Consider the following 19,753-nt stretch of genomic DNA (forward strand, 5'->3'; position numbering starts at 1 on the left):
CGGCTCGCCGGCCGCCGATATGACCAGATGCGGTCCGGTGCCGGGCAGCGGCGCGGGCTCGTCGGCCCGTACGGTCGTGGCGCGCTGCTGCGGTACGCCGTCGAGGGTGACGAGCGAGAGCAGCTTCAGCTCGCGTTCGGCGCCGAGGAAGCCGGCGACGAACTCGTCCGCCGGGCTCGCCAGCAGTTCGGCGGGTTCGGCGCACTGCACCATGTGGCCGCCGGTGCGGAAGACGGCTATCCGGTCACCGAGCCGTACCGCCTCGTCGATGTCGTGGGTGACGAAGACGATCGTCTTGTGCAGGTCCTTCTGCAGCCGCAGCAGCTCGTCCTGGAGCTGGGTGCGCACCACGGGGTCGACGGCGCCGAACGGCTCGTCCATCAGCAGCACCGGCGGGTCGGCGGCGAGCGCCCTGGCCACGCCGACGCGCTGCTGCTGACCGCCGGAGAGCTGGTGCGGGTAGCGCTTGCCCGAATCGGCCGTGAGACCGACCCGCTCCAGCAGCTCGGCGGCGCGGGCGCGGGACTTCTTGCGGCCCCAGCCCAGCAGCAGCGGCACGGTCGCGATGTTGTCGAGGACCGTGCGGTGCGGGAAGAGCCCCGACTGCTGGATGACGTAGCCGATGCCGCGCCGCAGTTCGGCGGCGTCCTGGCGCAGCACGTCCTTACCGCCGAGCGTGATGGTGCCGGACGTCGGGTCCACCATTCGGTTGATCATGCGCAGGGTCGTCGTCTTGCCGCAGCCGGAGGAGCCGACCAGCACCGTGACCTCGCCGTCCGGCATGTCCAGGGTGAGGTCGTGAACCGCCGTGGTGCCGCCCGGGAACCGTTTGTTCACCGCGTCGAATTTGATCATCACTCGTCCCTTGCCGGGTTTGCATATGGTCATGCAGAGTTCTGGGTGACTGAATAGATTGTCAATGCCCCGAGGTAAAAGGCTGATGACGATCGGCCGAAGGGCAAGACGCACTGTCCGCAGAAGGAGGTATTCACCTATATGTCGTCCCACCTGACGGACACATCGGCCGGTACCGCAGCCGTGGTCGTGCTGGACGGACAGAGCCTCCCGGTCGCCGATGTCGTACGCCTCGCAGAGGGCGCAGCCCGACCCGTACCCGGCTCCGCCGCCATGAAGCGTGTCGAACGGAGCTGGCATGCCGCACGTGAGCTCGCGGCGTCCGGCCGGGTGTACGGACGCTCCACCGGCGTCGGCGCCAACCGCACCGAATCCGTACCCACCGGAGCGGCGGCCGACCACGGACTGCGACTGCTGCGCAGCCACGCCGGCGCCATCGGCGAACAGCTGCCCGCCCGCGAGGTCCGCGCGATGCTCGCCGTCCGCGCCAACCAGCTCCTCGCCGGCGGCGCCGGGCTGCGGCCCACCGTCGTCACCGCGCTGTGCGAGGCCATGGAGAGCGGCGCCTATCCGCTCGTCAACGAATTCGGCTCCGTCGGCACCGGTGACATCGCCGCCCTCGCCCAACTGGGCCTCGCGCTCGTCGGCGAACACCCCTGGCAGGGCGGCCCCGCCCCGCAGGCCCAGCCCCTCGACAACAACGACGCGCTCGCCCTCATCAGCAGCAACGCCCTGACGCTCGGTCAGTCCGCCCTCGCGCTCGCCGAGTTGAGCAAGCTGGTCGCCGCCACCGAACTCGTCGCCGCGCTCTCGCTGCTGGCCGTCGACGGCTCGTACGAGGCGTACGCGGAGCCCGTGCACGCCGCGCGCCCGCACCCCGGTTCGTACGCCGTCGCCGCGGACATGCGCCGCATCCTCGGCGCCCCCGACCGGCCGGGACCGCCGCTCGGCCGGATCCAGGACCCGTACGGCTTCCGCTGCGTCCCGCAGATCCACGGCCCGGCGCGCGACGCGGCCGACGCGCTGGAGGACGTGCTGGCCGTCGAGATCAACGCGGCGGCCGAGAACCCGCTGATCATGGCCGGGACCGAGCGCGACCCGATCCCGGCCGCCTACCACCACGGCGGCTTCTACCTCGCCCAACTCGCCCTCGCGCTCGACCACTTCAGACTCTCACTGGTGCAGATCGCCCGGCTCTCCACCTCCCGGCTCTCCGCGCTGAACGAACCCGCCTTCACCCGGCTGCGGCCCTTCCTCGCCGACCCTGAACCGGCCGGGTCCGGCGTGATGATCCTGGAGTACGCGGCCGGCGCGGCCCTCGGCGACCTGCGCGCCTACTCGGCGCCCGCCTCGCTCGGCCATGCCGTACTGTCCCGGGGCGTGGAGGAGCAGGCCAGCTTCGCCTCGCTGGCCGCGCGGCAGACCCTGCGGGCCACTCACGCGTACCGGCTCGTCGTCGGCTGCGAACTCGTCGCCGCCGTACGGGCCCTGCGGATGCGCGACCTGCGCCCCGCCGAATCGCTGCCGGTCGGCAGGGCCTTCGCGCTGGCCGAAGCCGTACTCGACGACACGCTCGCCGACCGGCCGCTGACCGACGACGTCACCCGCGCCGCGGCGCTGCTCGACCAGTTCCCCCAGCTGACGACGGATGAGAAGACCAGGTGGATCGCATGAGCGACAGCTCGGCCGCCCGACTGCAACAGCTCTTCGAGGGCCACCGGCTCACCCCCACCCAGCGGCGCATCGCGCACAGCATGGTGCGCAGGGCCGCCGAGGTGCCGTTCCTTTCGAGCGTCGAACTGGCCGACCTCGCCGGGGTCAGCCAGCCCTCCGTCACCCGGTTCGCCGTCGCGCTCGGCTTCGACGGCTATCCCGCGCTCCGCCGCCACCTCCGGGAGGTCGTACCGGCCGGGCCCGCCGCCGACCGGGAGGCCACGTACAACGAGTACCAGCAGGCCGTGCAGGGCGAGATCGAGAATCTGCGCAGGCTCGCCGAACTGCTCGCCGACCCTGCTTTGGTGGAGCGGGCGGGACGGCTGCTCGCCGCCTCCGCCGCGCTGCCGGTCCTCGGCCTGCGCGCCGCGTCCTCACAGGCGCGCGGCTTCGCGTACTTCGCCGCCAAGGTCCACCCCGACGTACGGCTGCTGGACGAGGGCGGCACGATGCTGACCGACCGGATCGACGCCGCCAGACGGGCCGGCGCGAGCGCGCTGCTCTGCTTCGCCCTGCCGCGCCACCCGCGGGAGGTCGTGGAGGCGCTGGCGTACGCGCGCTCGACGGGGCTGACGGTGATCACCGTCGCCGACTCGGCGTTCGCGCCCGTGGCCGGCCACAGCGATCTGCTGATCCCGGCGGCCGTCGGCACCGGCCTCGCCTTCGACACGGCGTGCGCGCCGATGCTGCTGGGGCGGGTGCTGCTGGAGGCGATGTGCGACGACCTGCCGCAGGCGCAGGCGCGGTTGGAGGAGTTCGACGCGGGGGCGGCGGCGCGCGGACTGTTCGTCGACTGACGCCGCCGCTGACTGATGGCGCCCGCTCGGCTGATGCCGCTCTCAGAGAATGCTCAGAGAAAGTTCAGAGAGCGCTATTAATCTCCCCGCCACGTCGGGACGTCGAGGCGGAGGAGACAGATCGTGGGGCGGGCGGGACGCGGCGGGCAGTCGCTGGTGCGGGTGGCGGTGATCGTACGGGCGGGCGCGGCTCCCCTGTGGTGGCTGGGGGTGGCGGCGGCCGGGCTGGGGCTGCTGGTCCCGGGTCTGACCGGCCGCAGGGTCGGGGTGTACGCGGGCGCCGCGCTGTTCGTGGTGTGCGCGGGCGCCGTGCTGCTGATCAGACGCGGCAAGTACACCGCCTGGGCCGGACGGGCCTCGCGAGCGGGGAAGTTCGACTACCTCCAGGACCGGGCCGTGACCCTGCGGAACTGGCGCAAGGCCCATCGGTGGTGGCTGGCCGGCGGGTTCGTCGCCGCGCTGGCGAGCGCCCTTGCCGTCCCCGGAGCCGGTGGCGGGATGCTGGCGGGCGCCGGTGTCGGGCTGTGGCTCAAGGCGGCCTGGCTGGGCCGGCTGGAGCGCCGCGACGACGCGCTGCTGTGGGTACGTACCGACTGGGCCGGGTCGGGGCGCCCGGTCGGCAAGCAGGTCAAGGGGTACCGGACGACGGGGGTCGGCGCCGGCGACGCCGTGCCCGGTGGGGCACGGCGCCGCGCCGGCCGGTGAGGCCGTAGCCACCGAGGCCGTGGCTGGTGAGGCCCTGGCCGTTGGAGCTGTTCAGACTTCCAGCTCGTTCTCGATCTTCCCGAGCTGGTGCCGGGCCATCGCCAGGTTCGCCCGGCTCTTGTCCAGCGCCAGATAGAGGAACAGGCCGTTGTTCCCGCGGCCCTTGAGCAGCCGGATCAGGTGGTACTGGGTGCCGAGGGTGATCAGGATGTCCTCGATCTCCTCCTTGAGGCCGAGCATCTCCATGGTGCGGACCTTGGCGCGCACCACGTCCGTGTTGCCCGCTGCCGCCACCGTCAGATCCAGGTCCTTGCCGCCGCCGACCGTGCCGAGCGCCATACCGCTCGTGTAGTCGACGAGGGCGGCCCCCAGGGCGCCGTCGATGGTGGTGGTGGCTTCCTTGAGGGCGGCTTCTGTGTTCGCCATGAATGTCGCACTGCCTTTCCGTCTGGTGGATGCCCGGGACGGCCGGGCTGTTCGGGTGGGAGCTGACGCGGGGGGTTGGGAGGGCGTGGAGGGTGTCGGTGGGGCGGGAGGAGTCATGGGTCAGGCGTTCTCCAATCGGTCGAGGGCGCCGTCGACCAGCTCGCCGATGCGGGCGCTCGACCTGCGGGCCTCCAGATGGAGCCGGCCCACATTGATGCGTGGCTCGGCCAGGAGCGTCAGGACCGCCGTCGAGCCCGCCGCGTACGTGGCGACGTAACCCAGCTCGCCACGGACGAGCAGCTCGCGGAAGCCGCCCTGTCCCGTGGTCTCGGTCAGCCGCTGCGCGACGCCCAGGGCCGCCGCGGTCAGCGCGGCCACGCTCTCGGCCTCGGTGCCGGCCGTCTCCTGGGCGAGTACGAGGCCGTCGGCGCTCGCCGCGAGTGCGCCGGTGAGCTGGGGGAGCCGGGCCCTCAGCCGTCTCAGTTCGCCGAGTACGTCGGCTTCCGCGGTCATCAGCTGTCTCCTCTCGGCACGCTGCCGCAGGGTGCGCCTCATGACGGCGTCGCTGCTGTTTCGGCGGGGCATGCCGGGTCCTTGGAGCATGCGGGGTCCTTGGGGCTCGCCGGGTCGGGGGGACACGCCGTGTCATCGGGGCGGGCGGTCACAGGCTTGCCTCCAGGGCGTCGCGTAGCCGGCGTAACAGGGCGATGTCCGGGTCGGCGGAGAGCGTCGCGACCCAGGAGGGAACCGTCCCCGGTGAGGTGGTCACCGGTTCGTCGGGAGTGTCGACCAGACCGGCCGCCGCCAGCCTGCGTACGTCGAGGAGGGTGTGGAAGGCCGGCCTGCCCAGCGTCCAGGCGATGGCCGCCGGGGTCCGCACCCCGTCGGCCAGCTCCAGCAGGGCGCGCTGCCTGCGGGTGACCAGCTGTCCGGGGGCGGGGCCGCGCGCCACGACCGGCGCGGTGTCGACGGCCGCGTACGGCCAGACCTGGTCGAGGAGTTCGCGGCGGCGCAGCGTCTCGCGTTCGACGGCGGCGGCCGCCACGGGCCGTACCGTACCCATCCAGTGCGCGACGCCGTAGCGGAACCTGGTGGGTCCGCTGCCCGGCGCGAGCGCGAAGAACGCCGCGTCGAAGAGCGCGCCGAGATGGCAGATCTCCAGCTCGCCGCCGCCGATCCGGCCGCTGTCGACGAGATATCTGCCGACCTCGCGGCGGGCGCCCGCCTGGTCGACCGCCTCTTCCCAGCCCGACCGGGCGAGCCGGCCGCCCGCGGTCAGCAGGACATCGATACCGGGCGCCGCCGGGCTCTCGGCGTGGACGACGAGTCCGTCGACGAGATAGAGCGTGCCGTGGTCGCGCAGCAGCGCGCCGGTGGCCCGCTCGTCCGCGAGCCGCAGGAGCATGGGGGAGACGGTGGAACTTGCCGTGGCCGTCGAGGTGTTCGGCGCGGCAGTGTTCGGGGCTGCGGTGTTCGGGCTTGCGGTGTTCGGGGTCATCCGAGCACCATCCGTTCGGCGAGCTGCTGCAACCGCAGCCTGGCCAGGGCGAGATTGCCCGTGTCCCGGTCGAGCCAGAGGTGCAGGAACACACTGCTGTCGAACGTCGTCTCGACGAAGCACAGGATGTGGTAGCCCGTGCGGGTCGTGACGATCAGGTCCTCGACCGGCGGTCCCTTGTCGCCGTCGGCCGCCGCGCCCCGGTCAGGCTGGTGGAGCGAGGGGAGCGGCGCGAACGCGGTGTACTCGGCGGCGGCCCTGGCCAGTTCGGCCGTCTCGGCCGCCGTGGCCTCGTGGTCGCCGTTGGGGGATTCCCCCACGGTGCCGAGCGCGAGGCCGCTCGTCCAGTCGACGACGGCCGCTCCGCGCGCCCCCGGCAGGCCCATGGCCTCTTCCAGGCATGCGTCGATTCCGGGCACGCGGACTCCCCTCCCAAGTCGGTCGCGCAGGCGCACAGTCGTACGGAGCTGTGACCGCGAGATTACGCAACGTTCGCAAGGGGAGAGGAAGTTGTGGCATTTTCCATCGGAACATGCGCTTAGGAGATAAAGTCCGCCCCGCGCATGTCCCGAGGCCGGGGGTGTTCCGGGCGCGCCCGGTCTGTTCCGGAGGGGGTCAGTCCGTCAGCAGGGCGTCCGCCAGTGCGCCGCCCGATTCCGCGACGATCTCGGCGACCGTCTGCGCCGCCCGGACGGTGGCGAACCGCACCGACCCGTCCTGCGCCGTGCTGAAGCCGTAGATACCGGGCCTGGCAAGGCTGTTGTACGCGTAGTGGTTCGAGAAGTAGTACGCGCCGGTGTCGAGGGCCGCCACGAGATCGCCCTGCGCCAGCAGCGGCAGCTCCCGGTTCTCGGCGAGCAGATCGCCGGCGAAGCAGGCGGGGCCCGCGACGTCCTGCGCCACGGCCGCGCCCGTCCTGGGCCGGCCCTTCGCGTCGTACGGGGCGATGCGCAGCGGCCAGGAGGCCGGGTCGTAGACGGTGCGGGTGGCGATCTGCGCGCCCGCGTGGGTGACGGCGATCGGCCGGCCGCCCGCCGACTTGGTGTACTCGACGCGGGCGAGGACGGTGCCGTGCTTGGCGAGCAGGGAGCGGCCGAACTCGGTGACGAGCCCGTACCGGCCGTCGAACAGCCCGGGGACGGTCTCCTTCAGCAGCCGGGCGTAGTCGGCGTAGGTCGGCGTCTCCTCGTCGGAGGCGAAGTTGACCGGGAGGCCGCCGCCGATGTCGAGGGTGTCGATCTGCCGGCGGCCCGCCGCCGCGTTGATCCCCTCGGCCAGCTCGTACACCTCGCGCACGCCCTGCGCCATGCGGGCGAACGCGACGCCCTGGGAGCCGGAGTGGATGTGCAGCCGGGACAGCCAGGGCCGCTCGGCGAAGGCCCGCAGGACCCAGGCGCGGGCGCCCTCGTCGCGCAGCGCTACGCCGAACTTGGACGTCGCGGTCGCCGTGGACAGCGCGCCGATGGAGCCGCCGCCGGTCTGCGGGTTGACCCGCAGGCCGAGCGGGGAGCGGGTGGCGGCCGAACTGACGAGACCGTCGAGCCTGGCCAGCTCCTGCGGGTTGTCGGCGTTGACCGCGATGCCGAGCGCGAGGGCTTCGCGCAGCTCGCCGAGGGTCTTGGCGGGGGAGTCGAGCACGGTGCGCCGCGGCGGGACGCCGGCCGCGCGGGCGAGGGCCAGCTCGCCGGGGCTCGCGACCTCGGCGCCGATGCCCTGCCGGTCGAGCAGTCGCAGTACGGGCACGAGCGGGGCCGCCTTCACGGCGAAGGCGTGCAGGACGGCCGTGCCCTCGGCGGTCGCGTCGGCGAAGGCCGTACGGAGCGCGTCGGCCGACGCGCGTACCCCCGCCACGTCCAGCAGGGCGACGACCGGCTCGGCATCGTTGATCAGGCCTTGTTCGACCGCGGCGCGCACGGCCAGGTCGCGGCGGGCTGCGGCGGCTGTGGCGTGGTGGGCTGCGGGTTCTGCGGTGTTCGAGTGCATGACTCAATCATCCCTGATGGCCGCGGCCGCTGTTGACTACAACTATTCAAGCGGCAAGGATGTGAATGAACAGCTGAACATTCCATCCTGGAGGAGGCATCGCCATGTCAGGTCCCCGCCCCGTACGGGCCCCGCGCGGTACGGAACTGAGCGCCCTGGGATGGCCGCAGGAAGCCGCTCTGCGGATGCTCCAGAACAACCTCGACCCCGAGGTCGCCGAACACCCCGACAAGCTCGTCGTCTACGGCGGCACGGGCAAGGCGGCCCGCGACTGGCGCTCGTTCGACGCGATGGTCCGTACGCTGCGCACGCTGAAGCAGGACGAGACGATGCTCGTCCAGTCCGGCCGTCCGGTGGGCGTGCTGCAGACTCACGAGTGGGCGCCCCGGGTGCTCATCGCCAACTCGAACCTGGTCGGCGACTGGGCGAACTGGGAGGAGTTCCGCCGCCTCGAAGCCCTCGGCCTCACCATGTACGGCCAGATGACGGCCGGCTCCTGGATCTACATCGGCACCCAGGGCATCCTCCAGGGCACCTACGAGACGTTCGCGGCCGTCGCGGCCAAGCGGTTCGGCGGGACCCTCGCCGGCACGATCACCCTCACCGCGGGGCTCGGCGGCATGGGCGGCGCGCAGCCGCTGGCCGTGACCATGAACGACGGCGTCGTCATCTGTATCGACTGCGACCCGCGCGCCATCGAGCGCCGGATCGAGCACCGCTTCCTCGACGTACGGGCCGACAGCCTGGAGCAGGCGCTCCAGCTCGCCGTCGAGGCACGCGACGCCCGCAGGCCGCTCTCCATCGGGCTGCTCGGCAACGCGGCGGAGCTGCTGCCCCGGATGCTCGCCGAAGGCGCCCCCGTCGACATCGTCACCGACCAGACGTCGGCGCACGACCCGCTCGCCTATCTGCCGCTCGGCGTCGACTTCGACGACATGGCCGCTTACGCGGCGGAGAAGCCCGCCGACTTCACCACGCGGGCCCGCGAGTCGATGGCCCGGCACGTGGAGGCGATGGTCGGCTTCATGGACGCGGGCGCCGAGGTCTTCGACTACGGCAACTCCATCCGGGGCGAGGCCCAACTGGCCGGTTACGAGCGCGCCTTCGCCTTCCCCGGCTTTGTGCCCGCCTACATCAGGCCGCTGTTCAGCGAGGGCAGGGGCCCCTTCCGCTGGGCCGCCCTGTCCGGCGAGGCGTCGGACATCCACAAGACGGACCAGGCGATCCTGGAACTGTTCCCTGCGGGCGACTCCGCGCAGAACGAGTCCCTGCACCGCTGGATCAAGATGGCCGGCGAGCGGGTCCACTTCCAGGGCCTGCCGGCCCGGATCTGCTGGCTCGGCTACGGCGAGCGCGACAAGGCGGGCGAGCGGTTCAACGACATGGTCGCGAGCGGCGAGCTGGCCGCGCCGGTCGTCATCGGCCGCGACCACCTCGACGCCGGCTCCGTCGCCTCCCCGTACCGCGAGACCGAAGCCATGCTGGACGGCTCCGACGCCATCGCCGACTGGCCGCTGCTCAACGCCATGGTCAATGTGGCGTCCGGCGCCTCCTGGGTCTCGATCCACCACGGCGGCGGGGTCGGCATGGGCCGCTCCATCCACGCGGGACAGGTCACGGTCGCCGACGGCACGGCCCTGGCGGGCGAGAAGATCCGCCGCGTCCTGACCAACGACCCCGGCATGGGCGTCATCCGCCATGTCGACGCCGGGTACGAGATCGCCGAGCGCGTCGCCGACGAGCGCGGCGTCCGCGTTCCGATGCGCGAGGAGGACCCGGCATGAGCGTGCCCTCCGCCCCGAGCGTGACCCCCTCTCCGAATGTGCCCTCCTTCCAGCAGATGTGGCGCGAACTGGCCCCGGTCGGCCGGGACTCCGGCTCGCACGGCTACCGCCGCTACGCCTGGACCCCGGCCGACACCGACTGCCGCGCCTGGTTCCGCGAACAGGCCGAACTGCGCGGCCTGGCCTACGAGCTGGACCGCAACGGCAACCAGTGGGCCTGGCTCGGCGACCCCCTGGCCGGTGACGCCGTCGTCACCGGCTCGCACCTGGACTCCGTACCCGAAGGCGGCGCCTTCGACGGCCCGCTCGGTGTCGTCTCCTCCTTCGCGGCCCTGGACGAACTGCGCGCCAGGGAAGCGACGTTCAGCAAGCCGCTCGCCATCGCCAACTTCGGCGACGAGGAAGGCGCGCGCTTCGGCCTCGCCTGCGTCGGCTCACGCCTGACCGCCGGGCAGCTCACCCTCGACCAGGCGCACGCCCTGCGCGACGCCGACGGCGTCACCCTGCCGCAGGCCATGGAGGCCGCAGGACACGACCCGGCCGCCATCGGAGCGGACCCCGAACGGCTGGCCCGCATCGGCGCGTTCGTCGAGCTGCACGTCGAGCAGGGGCGCGCCCTCGACCTGTCGGGCGACGCCGTCGGGGTCGCCTCGGCGATCTGGCCGCACGGCCGCTGGCGGTTCGACTTCCGGGGCGAGGCCAACCACGCGGGCACCACCCGCCTCGCCGACCGCCGCGACCCGATGCTGAGCTACGCCGAGACCGTGCTCGCCGCCCGCCGCGAGGCGGCGATCGTCGGCGCCCTCGCCACCTTCGGCAAGGTCTCCGTCGAACCCAACGGCGTCAACGCCATCCCCTCCCTCGTCCGTGGCTGGCTGGACTCCCGCGCCGCTGACCAGGCCTCGCTGGACATGGTCGTCGCCGGTATCGAGGCCGCCGCCCGGGAGAGCGCCGAGGCCGCCGGTATCGAGCTGAGCGTCGTACGCGAGTCGTTCACCCCCGTGGTCGACTTCGACCACGCCCTGCGCGAGGAACTGGCGAGCCTGCTGGGCACCGACGCGCGTTCCGTCCCCGTCCTGCCCACCGGCGCGGGACACGACGCGGGTATTTTGTCCGGATCGATCCCCACCGCCATGCTGTTCGTACGCAACCCCACCGGTGTCTCGCACTCCCCGGCCGAATCGGCCGAGGAGGACGACTGCGCCGCGGGGGTCCTGGCACTCGCCGACGTACTGGAAGGACTGGCGTGCGGATGACACAGCCACCGCAGGCACGGGACGAACCGCAGCCACAGCCACCGGAGACGCCACAGCCCGGGGGAGCCGGGCGCGCGCCCGGCGCCGTCTACTGGCTGGAGCACGCCTGGCTCGACAACCACGTCGAACCCGGGGTCGCGGTCGAGGTCGCCGACGGCCGGATCAGCGAGATCCGCACCGGCGTCGAGACCCCGCCGCCCGGCGCGACGGCGCTGCGCGGACTGACCCTGCCCGGCCTCGCCAACACGCACTCGCACGCCTTCCACCGCGCCCTGCGCTCCACGGCCCAGGTCGGCTCCGGCACCTTCTGGACCTGGCGCGACGTCATGTACCGCATCGCCGGCCGGCTCACCCCCGACACGTACCACGCGCTCGCCCGCGCCGTGTACGCCGAGATGGCGCTGGCCGGCATCACGGCCGTCGGAGAGTTCCACTACCTCCACCACGCGCCGGACGGCACGCCCTACGACAACCCGAACGCCATGGGCGAGGCCCTGATCGCCGCCGCCGGCGAGGCCGGTATCCGCATCACCCTCCTCGACACCGCCTATCTCGCGTCCGGCATCACCGAGCGGCGCGGCGGCGCACCGCCGGACCGCCACCAGATCCGCTTCTCCGACGGCTCCGCCACGGCCTGGGCCGAGCGGGCCTCCGCCCTCAAGGGGGCGGACCACGCCAGGATCGGCGCGGCCATCCACTCCGTACGCGCCGTGCCCGCCGAACAGCTGGCCACCGTCGCCGAATGGGCCGGGCAGCGGCAGGCGCCGCTGCACGTCCATCTGTCCGAGCAGACCGCCGAGAACGACGCCTGTCTCTCCGTACACGGCTGCACCCCCACCCGTCTCCTCGCCGACCACGGCGTACTCGGCGCCCGCACCACGGGCATCCACAACACCCATCTCACCGACGACGACATCGCCCTGCTGGGGTCGACCCGCACCGGCACCTGCATGTGCCCCACCACCGAACGCGACCTGGCCGACGGCATCGGCCCGGCCGCCCGCCTCCAGCACGCGGGCTCGCCGCTCTCGCTCGGCAGCGACAGCCACGCCGTCATCGACCTCTTCGAGGAGGCCCGCGCCCTCGAACTCAACGAGCGCCTGCGCTCCCGCAGCCGAGGCCACTGGACGGCGGCGGCCCTGGTCAACGCCGCGACCGCCAACGGTCACGAAGCGCTCGGCTGGCCCGAGGCAGGCCGTATCGAACAGGGCGCCCTCGCTGACCTCGTCACCGTCGCGCTGGACTCCGTCAGAACAGCGGGGCCACTGCCCCGGCTCGGTGCGGAGACAGCCGTATTCGCCGCGTCAGCGGCCGACGTGCGCCATACGGTCGTCGGCGGCCGTCATGTCGTACGGGACGGTGCCCACGCGCTCGTACCCGATGTGCCGAGGGCGCTGGCGGAGTCGATCGCCGCGCTACGAGGCTGAAGGAGCGAACCCCCGACATGAACAAGCCGAGCCCGGCCACGGCTGTGCCGAACACCGGCACAACCGCCATCACCAACATCGCAAGCCTGGTCACCAACGACCCCTCCCTCGGTGACGGATCCCCCATCGGTCTGATCCAGGACGCGGCGGTCGTCTTCGACGGCGACCGCGTCGTCTGGGTCGGTGAGTCAAGCAAAGCACCCGCCACTGACAACGCCTTCGACGCGGGCGGCAGGGCCGCGCTCCCCGGCTTCGTCGACTCCCACTCCCACCTCGTCTTCGCCGGCGACCGCACCCAGGAGTTCAACGCCCGCATGTCGGGCCGCGCCTACTCGGCCGGTGGCATCCGCACCACCGTCGCCGCCACCCGCGCCGCGTCCGACGCCGCACTCGACGCCAACGTCGCGCGGTACATCGCCGAGGCGCTGCGTCAGGGCACCACCACTCAGGAGACCAAGTCCGGGTACGGCCTGACCGTCGCCGACGAGTCCCGCGCCCTGCGCATCGCGGGCCGGCACACCGACGAAGTCACCTACCTCGGCGCCCACATCGTCCCGCCCGAGCACACCGACGACCCCGCCGCCTATGTCGCACTCGTCACCGGCGACATGCTCGACTCCTGCGCCCCGTACGCCCGTTGGATCGACGTCTTCTGCGAGAAGGGCGCCTTCGACGGCGACCAGGCCCGGGCGATCCTCACCGCGGGCAAGGCCAAGGGCCTGCACCCCCGCGTGCACGCCAACCAACTCTCGTACGGCCCCGGCGTCCAGCTCGCCGTCGAACTCGACGCCGCGTCGGCCGACCACTGCACCCACCTCACGGACGCGGACATCGACGCGCTCGCCCACAGCCGTACGGTCGCGACGCTGCTCCCCGGCGCGGAGTTCTCCACCCGCGCCACCTGGCCGGACGCCCGCCGCCTGCTCGAAGCGGGGGCCACCGTCGCACTCTCCACGGACTGCAACCCGGGCTCGTCCTTCACCTCGTCCATGCCGTTCTGCGTCGCGCTCGCCGTACGGGACATGGGCATGACCCCCGACGAGGCGGTCTGGTCGGCGACGGCGGGCGGCGCTGCGGCCCTGCGCCGCACCGACATCGGCCACCTGACCCCCGGCGCCCGCGCCGACCTCACGCTCCTCGACGCCCCGAGCCACGTCCACCTCGCCTACCGGCCGGGCGTCCCGCTGGTCTCCACGGTGTGGCGCGGCGGCCGGCGGCTGTACGACGCGTGGGTCTCGCCGCGCTCCCTATGATTGCGCGACAGCACAACGACATTCACCGGGTGGGGATCCATAAGTGCGCAGTGCGATGCGGGGCTTGATACGGGGCGTGGGCTTCGGTGTGGTGCCGGCGGCGCTGCTGCTGACGGCCGTGACGGGGTGTTCGGGCGAGCCCGGGAAGGACAAGCGGGCGGGCTCCGCCGCGAGTCCGGCGAAGAAGGCGGACAGCGCCGGGAGCGCGGACGCCGGCGCCGGCGCCGTCGCGAAGAAGGGCGGTTCGGTCGGTGGCGCCGGCTCGCCGTGCGCCCTGCCGGTCACCTTCGACCTCGCGGCCGGCTGGCAGCCGGAGGCCGTCGACACGGACGGTGAGTTCGGCGCCCTGACGCAGGGTCCGGTGACGCTGACCTGCGAGATCGACGCCAAGCCCGCAGGCAACATCGGCTTCCTGCGCGTCTGGACGGGCAGCGAGAAGAGCGCGGACGTCCGCGCGGACCTGAAGGCGTTCGTCGCTGAAGAGGCGGCCCACCGCGACCAAGAGACCTACACCGACCTCACGGTGGACGGCCTCGATGCGGCGGAGATCGTGTACGTCAACACCAGCGACGCACTCGACGCCCCGAAGAAGGAACGCGCCCTCGCCCTGGCCACACCGAAGGGCGTCGTCGTCCTGCACCTCGGTGGCCTCGACTCCGCGGAGCACGACGCGATGCTCCCGGCGTACGAACTGGCCAAGCGAACCCTTCAGGACGCCTGACCCGTAAGCCCTCAGGCCCGTACGTACGCGACGCGGGCGCTCGTCATCGCCCCCGGGACAGCTCCAGCACCCGGCCGACGATGTCGAGCGCCTGGTCGATGTCGGTGGCGATCTCCATGAGGTCCACGAAGGCGTGGTCGACGGCGGTCTCCCGCTCCGCCCCGGCGATGGCCTCGGCCACCTGCTCGACCGTGCCCTCCTCCGTCGGGTAGACCCGCAGGATCAGGCCGAGGCCGGCGGGGTCCCGGCCCTCTTCCGCAGTGAGCCGCCGCACCTCGTCCGCCGGTACGTTGATCTGCGCCGCGTCGAACGCCCACCCCGCCGCCGATCCCGGCCGGACGACGGGCAGCCACCCGTCGGCCCGCCGGGCTGCGCGGCGCATCGCGGCCGGTGAGTAACCGCCCAGGTAGACCGGCGGGCGCGGGCGCTGCACCGGCTTCAGGTCGGCGTACGTCGCGGGGATCGTCCAGTGGGCGCCGTGGTACTCGGCGGGGTTGTCCGACCAGTAGACGTCCAACGCGTCGAGGCACTCGTCCAGCCGCGCCCCGCGCTCCTTCATCGGTACGCCGACGGCCGCGTACTCCTCGGGCGACCAGCCGACGCCGAAGCCCGGCAGCAGCCTGCCGCCACTGACCAGATCGATCGTGGTCAGCGACCTGGCGAGCAGCGCCGGCGGATACCAGGGCGCGTTCAGGACGTTGGTGCCGAGCAGTGCCCGCTCGGTGGCGGTCGCCGCGATCGTCAGCAGCGCGAACGGGTCGAGGAGCGCGTGGAAGGCCGCCGGGATCGTACTGCCGCCGCCGTACCCGACCGTCGGACTGACCGGGGCGAGCAGCCGGTCGCCCACCCACAGACTGTCAGCGCCCAGCTCCTCCGCCTGCCGCGCGAAGCGCGCGACGTCGCGGGGGAAGTGGGCGAGGGCACCCATCTGCGGCAACGTGAACCCGATACGCACGATGAACTCCGTTCCTGCCTGGCCGTTCGTCTCCTGCTTGATCCCTAGCCTCTACCTCGCGGCTTCGTCGCGCACGCGTTTCCGGTAGCGCAGCGGCGGTTCGCCGGTCTCGCGTTTGAAGGCGGTGCTGAAGGCACTCTCCGACGCGTAACCCAGGGCGGACGCCAGCGCGCCCACGGGGTCGTTCCCGTCCCGGAGGGCGCGCTGTGCGAGGAGCCTGCGCCAGGGTCTCCAGTTGCCAGGCGGTGCCCGGCTGGGTGTGCATCAGGGTGACGGCAGCGCGCAGCCGTTCGTCGGTCAGCAGCCGCAGCCAGCCGGGAGGCAGCGCGGTCTGGTCGAGGTACACGCGGCGGCTATGCGACGGTCGCGCGTGCGATGCGTGTTGACGCTCGTTCGGCGATCATGATCGTGGGGGCCTGGGTGTTGCCTCGGGTGATGGTGGGCATGACCGAGGCGTCGGCGACGTACAAGCCCTCCGTACCGTGCACCGCCATCGTGGCCGGGTCGACCACCGCCGTGTGGTCGTTCCCCATCCGGCAGGTGCCGACCGGGTGCCATTCGCTGCCCACGTTGCCGTCGATCCACGCGTCGAGGCCCTCGCCCGACCAGTCCTGGGGGGTCAGCGGCTCACCGCCGGTGGCCTTCGCCAGGGTCGGGGTGCGGAAGAGGTCGCGGGCTCGGCGGAGGCCGGAGCGCAGGCGGGCGCGGTCGCCCTCGTCGGTGAGGTAACCCGGGTCGACGAGCGGCGCCCGGGTCGGATCCGGGCCGGCCAGTCGTACGGTGCCGTGGCTGTCCGGGTCCAGGACGCTGATCGCGCAGGTGACGACCGGCTCCTCCATGAGGGTCATCTCCGCGGTCATACCCAGCAGTGTCAGCGTGAACTGGAGATCGGCCACCGGGCGCGTGTCGTCGCTGCGCAGCACGGCCGCCGCCTGGGTGAGCGAGGCGAGCGGGCCGCGGCGCAGCAGCTGGTAGTCGCGTACGTCGTCCGCGGTCAGCGAATTCCAGAGCGGACTGCCGTCGGTCACCGGCCACACCGGGGTGACCATCGGGTGGTCCCGCAAGTTGGCACCCACCCCCGGCAGATCGCGCACCAGAGGCACCCCGAGGCCGCCCAGGTGGTCGGCGGGGCCGACTCCGGAGAGCATCAGCAACTGCGGGCTGCGCAGGGCGCCGGCACACAGCACCACCCCGCGCCCGGCGCTGACCTCCGTGTCTCCCACCCGCACGCCGACGGCCCGCACGCCGTCCCACAGCACGGAGGTGACCTGCTGCCCGGTGGCGACGGTGAGGTTGTCCCGGCCTGCTGCCGGTGCCAGATAGCCGTCCACCACGCTGTGCCGCCGGCCGTCCCGGATGTTGCTCTGGACCAGGCCCACCCCCTCGCCGGCCGGCCCGTTGAAGTCGTCGACCAGCGGGAGTCCGTGTTCGACGCCGGCCGCGACGAAGGTGAGGGGCAGGGGCCCGGCGTCCCGGATCGAGCTGATGGACATCGGGCCGCCCACGCCGTGCCGCTCGTCGCCGCCACGGTCACTGTCCTCGACGTCGCGCAGGGCGGGACGTACGTCGGACCAGCCCCAGCCCGTCGCGCCGCGCGCCTGCCAGGTGTCGTAGTCCTCCGGACGCCCGTGGAACCACGCCATCATGTTCATGCTGCTGCCACCGCCGAGCCCGCGCCCCTGCGGCAGCCCTACCCGGCGTCCGCCGACGGCCTGTTGAGGTGTGGTCAGGTCGCCCCAGGAGCGAGGTCCGGCGAGGAGCTGGAAGGCGTTTCCCGGGATCAGGGCCTCCGGTTCCGCGCCGGTGGTCGTGCCTGCCTCCAGCAGCAGTACGCGGCAGTCGCGGTCCTCGCTCAGCCGTGCGGCCAGTACGCACCCGGCCGCCCCGGCCCCCACGATCACGAAGTCCGCCTCGGCCGGCAGCGACGTTGCCACGTGCGTCATCTCGGTCCACCCATCTCCGCGCCGGCGTCTGCGCGGAAGCGTCTGCGGCACGTCTCGTATATGTGGGCTCATCTTATCTGAGCTGGACTCAGATGAACGTATGCCAGGTCGTCCGAATAGAGTTTGTATGATGCCAAACGTGACCCCCCGTACCCCCAGCCGTCGCGCCGACTACGCGGAGCAGACGCGTCAGGCGATCATCGACGCGGCCCGCACCCTCTTCGTCCAACGCGGGTTCTTCGGCAGCAAGATCGACGAGATCGCCGAACTCGCCCATGTGGCGCCGGGCACGGTCTACGCGGTCGGCGGCGGCAAACAGGGGCTGCTGCGGATCATGGTCGACGAGTGGGCGCAGGCGCCGCTGCTGAAGGAGAGCCTGGAGCGGATGCGCGGGCTGCGCGATCCCCGGGAGGTGCTGGCGCTCGTGGCCTCGTCGAGCCGAAGGGTCCGCGAGGACCACGGCGCCGTCATGCGGGTTCTGCTGCACACGGCGCCGCACGACGAGACCGCGGCCGAGGGCCTGCGCGAGTCCACCGAGCGCTACCGGGGCACACTGGCCGCCGTCGCCGAGCACCTGCACGGTCTCGGTGGTCTCGCCGACGGTGTCGACGTCCGGCACGCGACCGATGTCCTGTGGTTCTACTTCGGGTACGCCGGCTATCTCACGCTCACCGAGGACAACGGTTGGCCGCTTCAGCAGGCGGAGAAGTGGCTGCTGATCCAGTGCGAACGCACACTCCTGGGAGACAGAAGCCCCGCCGGGGAGTGAGCCGGCGGGGCGGTGGCGCTGGTGGGGCGTGGGTGGGGGTGGTCACTCCTCCACTGTCAGGCCCTTTCTGAGCCTTGTCAGCGTGCGCGAGAGCAGGCGGGAGACGTGCATCTGCGAGATGCCCAGTTCCTCGCCGATCTCCGACTGCGTCATGTTCGCGACGAAGCGCAGCGAGAGGATCTGGCGGTCGCGGGACGGGAGGCCGGCGATCAGGGGCTTGAGGGACTCGACGTACTCGATGCCCTCCAGGCTGTGGTCCTCGTAGCCGATCCGGTCCGAGAGCGCGCCCTCGGTGTCGTCCTCCTCGGGCTGCGCGTCCAGCGAGCTGGCCGTGTAGGCGTTGCTCGCCGCCATGCCCTCGATGACCTCTTCGCCGCTGATCCCGAGCGCTTCGGCCAGTTCGGCGACGCTGGGGGAGCGGTCGAGGCGCTGGGACAGTTCGTCCGTCGCCTTCGCCAGGTCGAGGCGGAGTTCCTGGAGCCTGCGCGGCACGCGCACCGACCACGACGTGTCGCGGAAGAAGCGCTTGATCTCGCCGATGATGGTTGGCATCGCGAAGGTGGGGAACTCGACGCCTCGGCTGAGCTCGAAGCGGTCGATGGACTTGATCAGGCCGATCGTGCCGACCTGGACGATGTCCTCCATCGGCTCGCTGCGGGAGCGGAACCGGGAGGCCGCGAACTTGACCAGGGCGAGATTCAGCTCGACCAGGGTGTTGCGGACGTACGCGTGCTCGTACGTGCCCTCTTCGACGGACTCCAGCCGCGCGAACAAGGTCTTCGACAGCGCCCGTGCGTCCAGCGCCCCGACCTCGTCGTAGGGCGGGATCTCGGGCAGGTCCGCCAGCGCCTCGGCGCCGGACAGGCCCTGCGCGCCGGATGCCGGAGTGGGGCCGGCGGCGGTCGGTGCGGGGATGGTCGGTACGGGGGGAGCTGCCGACGTCGCGATCGGGGTACGCGGTTCGTCGAGCCGGGGTGACATGGGGTCTCCTCCATCATTTTCGGCATATGGCTGCCGATGCCAATACGCGTTGCTGCGGTGTGCGGGCGCCTCCGAAGCCGGCTGTCTTGGATGTGTCCCTACTAGCCCTACCCGGTAGACACGGACAGTTGCAAGTGTTAATTGTGAGGTATGTCTGTATTGTTGGAGAGTTCGGCTACCGGCCGGCGTTCGAAAGGCGTAATGTTCGACCGGCGTCAATGACGTATGACGACAAGCAGGCGAAACCATCTGACGACGGCATACAACACGGCGAAGAGGGACGGGCATGGACCGCCAGACGGTCGGCAGCACGAACCGGGGCCGGCTCAGGGTCGAGGTTCGGACCGAGGGTCGGAGTGAGGTCGTAACAGTGGCCGGTGAGTTGGATCACCACACGGCCGAATTGTTGCGAGCCCCGCTGGAAGAAGCGCTTGAGCAAGGACGGTCACGCTTGGTGATCGACTGCTCGCAGCTGGAGTTCTGCGACTCGACCGGACTCAACGTGCTGCTCGGTGCCAGGCTCAAGGCGGAAGCCGCGGGAGGCGCCGTCCATCTGGCCGGCATGCTGCCCGTGGTGTCGAGGGTCTTCGAGATCACCGGCGCCGACGCGGTCTTCACCGTCCATGAATCGCTCGACGACGCACTGGTGGACTGACCAGGTGCGGCAAGCTCCGACCGACGACCTCT

The 19,753-nt window shown here is 71.9% G+C and carries 19 protein-coding genes and 1 pseudogene; 10 read left to right on the forward strand and 10 right to left on the reverse strand.

Annotation, left to right across the window (positions count from 1 at the left end):
• On the reverse strand, positions 1-855 hold an 855-nt coding region (locus tag HY68_RS14915; protein WP_078863613.1), incomplete at its 3' end, for an ATP-binding cassette domain-containing protein.
• Between the two features lie 141 nt (positions 856-996).
• Between HY68_RS14915 and HY68_RS14920 the strand changes: the two genes are divergently transcribed.
• From HY68_RS14920 to HY68_RS14930, 3 genes are all read left to right on the forward strand, one after another.
• On the forward strand, positions 997-2,529 hold the full coding sequence (locus HY68_RS14920) for an aromatic amino acid ammonia-lyase (RefSeq protein ID WP_041988975.1): 1,533 nt from the start codon (positions 997-999) through the stop codon (positions 2,527-2,529).
• Positions 2,526-3,365 (forward strand): MurR/RpiR family transcriptional regulator, encoded by an 840-nt coding sequence (locus HY68_RS14925; protein WP_041988977.1) that lies wholly within the window; start codon positions 2,526-2,528, stop codon positions 3,363-3,365. The genes HY68_RS14920 and HY68_RS14925 overlap by 4 nt, the downstream gene beginning before the upstream one ends.
• A 123-nt stretch (positions 3,366-3,488) precedes the next feature.
• Positions 3,489-4,070, forward strand: coding sequence for a hypothetical protein (locus HY68_RS14930; RefSeq protein WP_041988979.1), 582 nt, complete (start codon positions 3,489-3,491; stop codon positions 4,068-4,070).
• A gap of 51 nt (positions 4,071-4,121) precedes the next feature.
• Here the strand turns inward: HY68_RS14930 and HY68_RS14935 are convergent, their stop codons facing one another.
• The 5 genes from HY68_RS14935 to HY68_RS14955 all read right to left on the reverse strand — a co-directional run bounded on the left by HY68_RS14935 (position 4,122) and on the right by HY68_RS14955 (position 7,977).
• Positions 4,122-4,496 carry a hypothetical protein gene (locus HY68_RS14935; protein ID WP_041988980.1) on the reverse strand — a complete coding sequence of 125 codons (375 nt, stop codon included), beginning with the start codon at positions 4,494-4,496 and terminating at the stop codon, positions 4,122-4,124.
• Positions 4,497-4,616: 120 nt separating this feature from the next.
• Positions 4,617-5,051, reverse strand: a complete 435-nt coding sequence (locus HY68_RS14940; RefSeq protein ID WP_078863934.1) for a roadblock/LC7 domain-containing protein — start codon at positions 5,049-5,051, stop codon at positions 4,617-4,619.
• A gap of 106 nt (positions 5,052-5,157) precedes the next feature.
• Positions 5,158-5,901 carry a hypothetical protein gene (locus tag HY68_RS14945; protein ID WP_041996112.1) on the reverse strand — a complete coding sequence of 248 codons (744 nt, stop codon included), beginning with the start codon at positions 5,899-5,901 and terminating at the stop codon, positions 5,158-5,160.
• Positions 5,902-5,990: 89 nt separating this feature from the next.
• Positions 5,991-6,413, reverse strand: coding sequence for a hypothetical protein (locus tag HY68_RS14950; RefSeq protein WP_041988983.1), 423 nt, complete (start codon positions 6,411-6,413; stop codon positions 5,991-5,993).
• A gap of 196 nt (positions 6,414-6,609) precedes the next feature.
• Entirely contained in the window at positions 6,610-7,977 is a 1,368-nt protein-coding gene (locus tag HY68_RS14955; RefSeq protein ID WP_041988986.1) for a diaminopimelate decarboxylase, read from the reverse strand.
• 104 nt (positions 7,978-8,081) lie between these two features.
• Between HY68_RS14955 and hutU the strand changes: the two genes are divergently transcribed.
• From hutU to HY68_RS14980, 5 genes are read left to right on the forward strand one after another with little or no spacing between them, the layout of a single operon-like run.
• Positions 8,082-9,761 (forward strand): urocanate hydratase, encoded by a 1,680-nt coding sequence (gene hutU, locus HY68_RS14960; RefSeq protein WP_041988988.1) that lies wholly within the window; start codon positions 8,082-8,084, stop codon positions 9,759-9,761.
• Positions 9,758-11,017 carry an allantoate amidohydrolase gene (locus HY68_RS14965; protein ID WP_041988990.1) on the forward strand — a complete coding sequence of 420 codons (1,260 nt, stop codon included), beginning with the start codon at positions 9,758-9,760 and terminating at the stop codon, positions 11,015-11,017. Before hutU ends, HY68_RS14965 begins: the two co-directional genes overlap by 4 nt.
• The gene (locus tag HY68_RS14970) at positions 11,014-12,444 is read left to right on the forward strand and encodes a formimidoylglutamate deiminase (protein ID WP_078863614.1); all 1,431 of its coding nucleotides are present in this window, start codon (positions 11,014-11,016) and stop codon (positions 12,442-12,444) included. The genes HY68_RS14965 and HY68_RS14970 overlap by 4 nt, the downstream gene beginning before the upstream one ends.
• Positions 12,445-12,461: 17 nt before the next feature.
• On the forward strand, positions 12,462-13,697 hold the full coding sequence (gene hutI, locus HY68_RS14975; protein WP_041988992.1) for an imidazolonepropionase: 1,236 nt from the start codon (positions 12,462-12,464) through the stop codon (positions 13,695-13,697).
• Between the two features lie 43 nt (positions 13,698-13,740).
• Positions 13,741-14,418, forward strand: coding sequence for a lipoprotein (locus HY68_RS14980; RefSeq protein WP_241778580.1), 678 nt, complete (start codon positions 13,741-13,743; stop codon positions 14,416-14,418).
• A gap of 43 nt (positions 14,419-14,461) precedes the next feature.
• Here HY68_RS14980 and HY68_RS14985 read toward each other — a convergent pair whose 3' ends face one another.
• The 3 genes and pseudogenes from HY68_RS14985 to HY68_RS14990 all read right to left on the reverse strand — a co-directional run bounded on the left by HY68_RS14985 (position 14,462) and on the right by HY68_RS14990 (position 17,316).
• Positions 14,462-15,373 carry a TIGR03619 family F420-dependent LLM class oxidoreductase gene (locus tag HY68_RS14985; RefSeq protein ID WP_041988996.1) on the reverse strand — a complete coding sequence of 304 codons (912 nt, stop codon included), beginning with the start codon at positions 15,371-15,373 and terminating at the stop codon, positions 14,462-14,464.
• A gap of 51 nt (positions 15,374-15,424) precedes the next feature.
• A pseudogene (locus HY68_RS40735) lies at positions 15,425-15,698 on the reverse strand (AraC family transcriptional regulator); the annotation flags it as partial.
• Positions 15,699-15,726: 28 nt separating this feature from the next.
• A complete protein-coding gene (locus tag HY68_RS14990; protein ID WP_041988998.1) occupies positions 15,727-17,316 on the reverse strand; it encodes a GMC family oxidoreductase N-terminal domain-containing protein in 1,590 nt (529 codons plus the stop codon).
• A 139-nt stretch (positions 17,317-17,455) separates the two neighbouring features.
• On the opposite strand from HY68_RS14990, the gene HY68_RS14995 reads away from it, so the two are divergent.
• Entirely contained in the window at positions 17,456-18,085 is a 630-nt protein-coding gene (locus tag HY68_RS14995; RefSeq protein WP_198533272.1) for a TetR/AcrR family transcriptional regulator, read from the forward strand.
• 42 nt (positions 18,086-18,127) lie between these two features.
• Here the strand turns inward: HY68_RS14995 and HY68_RS15000 are convergent, their stop codons facing one another.
• The gene (locus HY68_RS15000; RefSeq protein ID WP_041989000.1) at positions 18,128-19,066 is read right to left on the reverse strand and encodes an RNA polymerase sigma factor SigF; all 939 of its coding nucleotides are present in this window, start codon (positions 19,064-19,066) and stop codon (positions 18,128-18,130) included.
• Between the two features lie 286 nt (positions 19,067-19,352).
• Here HY68_RS15000 and HY68_RS15005 point away from each other — a divergent pair, with 286 nt between their 5' ends.
• Complete coding sequence (locus HY68_RS15005; RefSeq protein WP_041989001.1) at positions 19,353-19,721, forward strand: STAS domain-containing protein; 369 nt, start codon at positions 19,353-19,355, stop codon at positions 19,719-19,721.
• Positions 19,722-19,753 lie beyond the last annotated feature (32 nt).

This window comes from Streptomyces sp. AcH 505, from assembly GCF_000818175.1.
Taxonomy (GTDB): Bacteria; Actinomycetota; Actinomycetes; order Streptomycetales; family Streptomycetaceae; genus Streptomyces.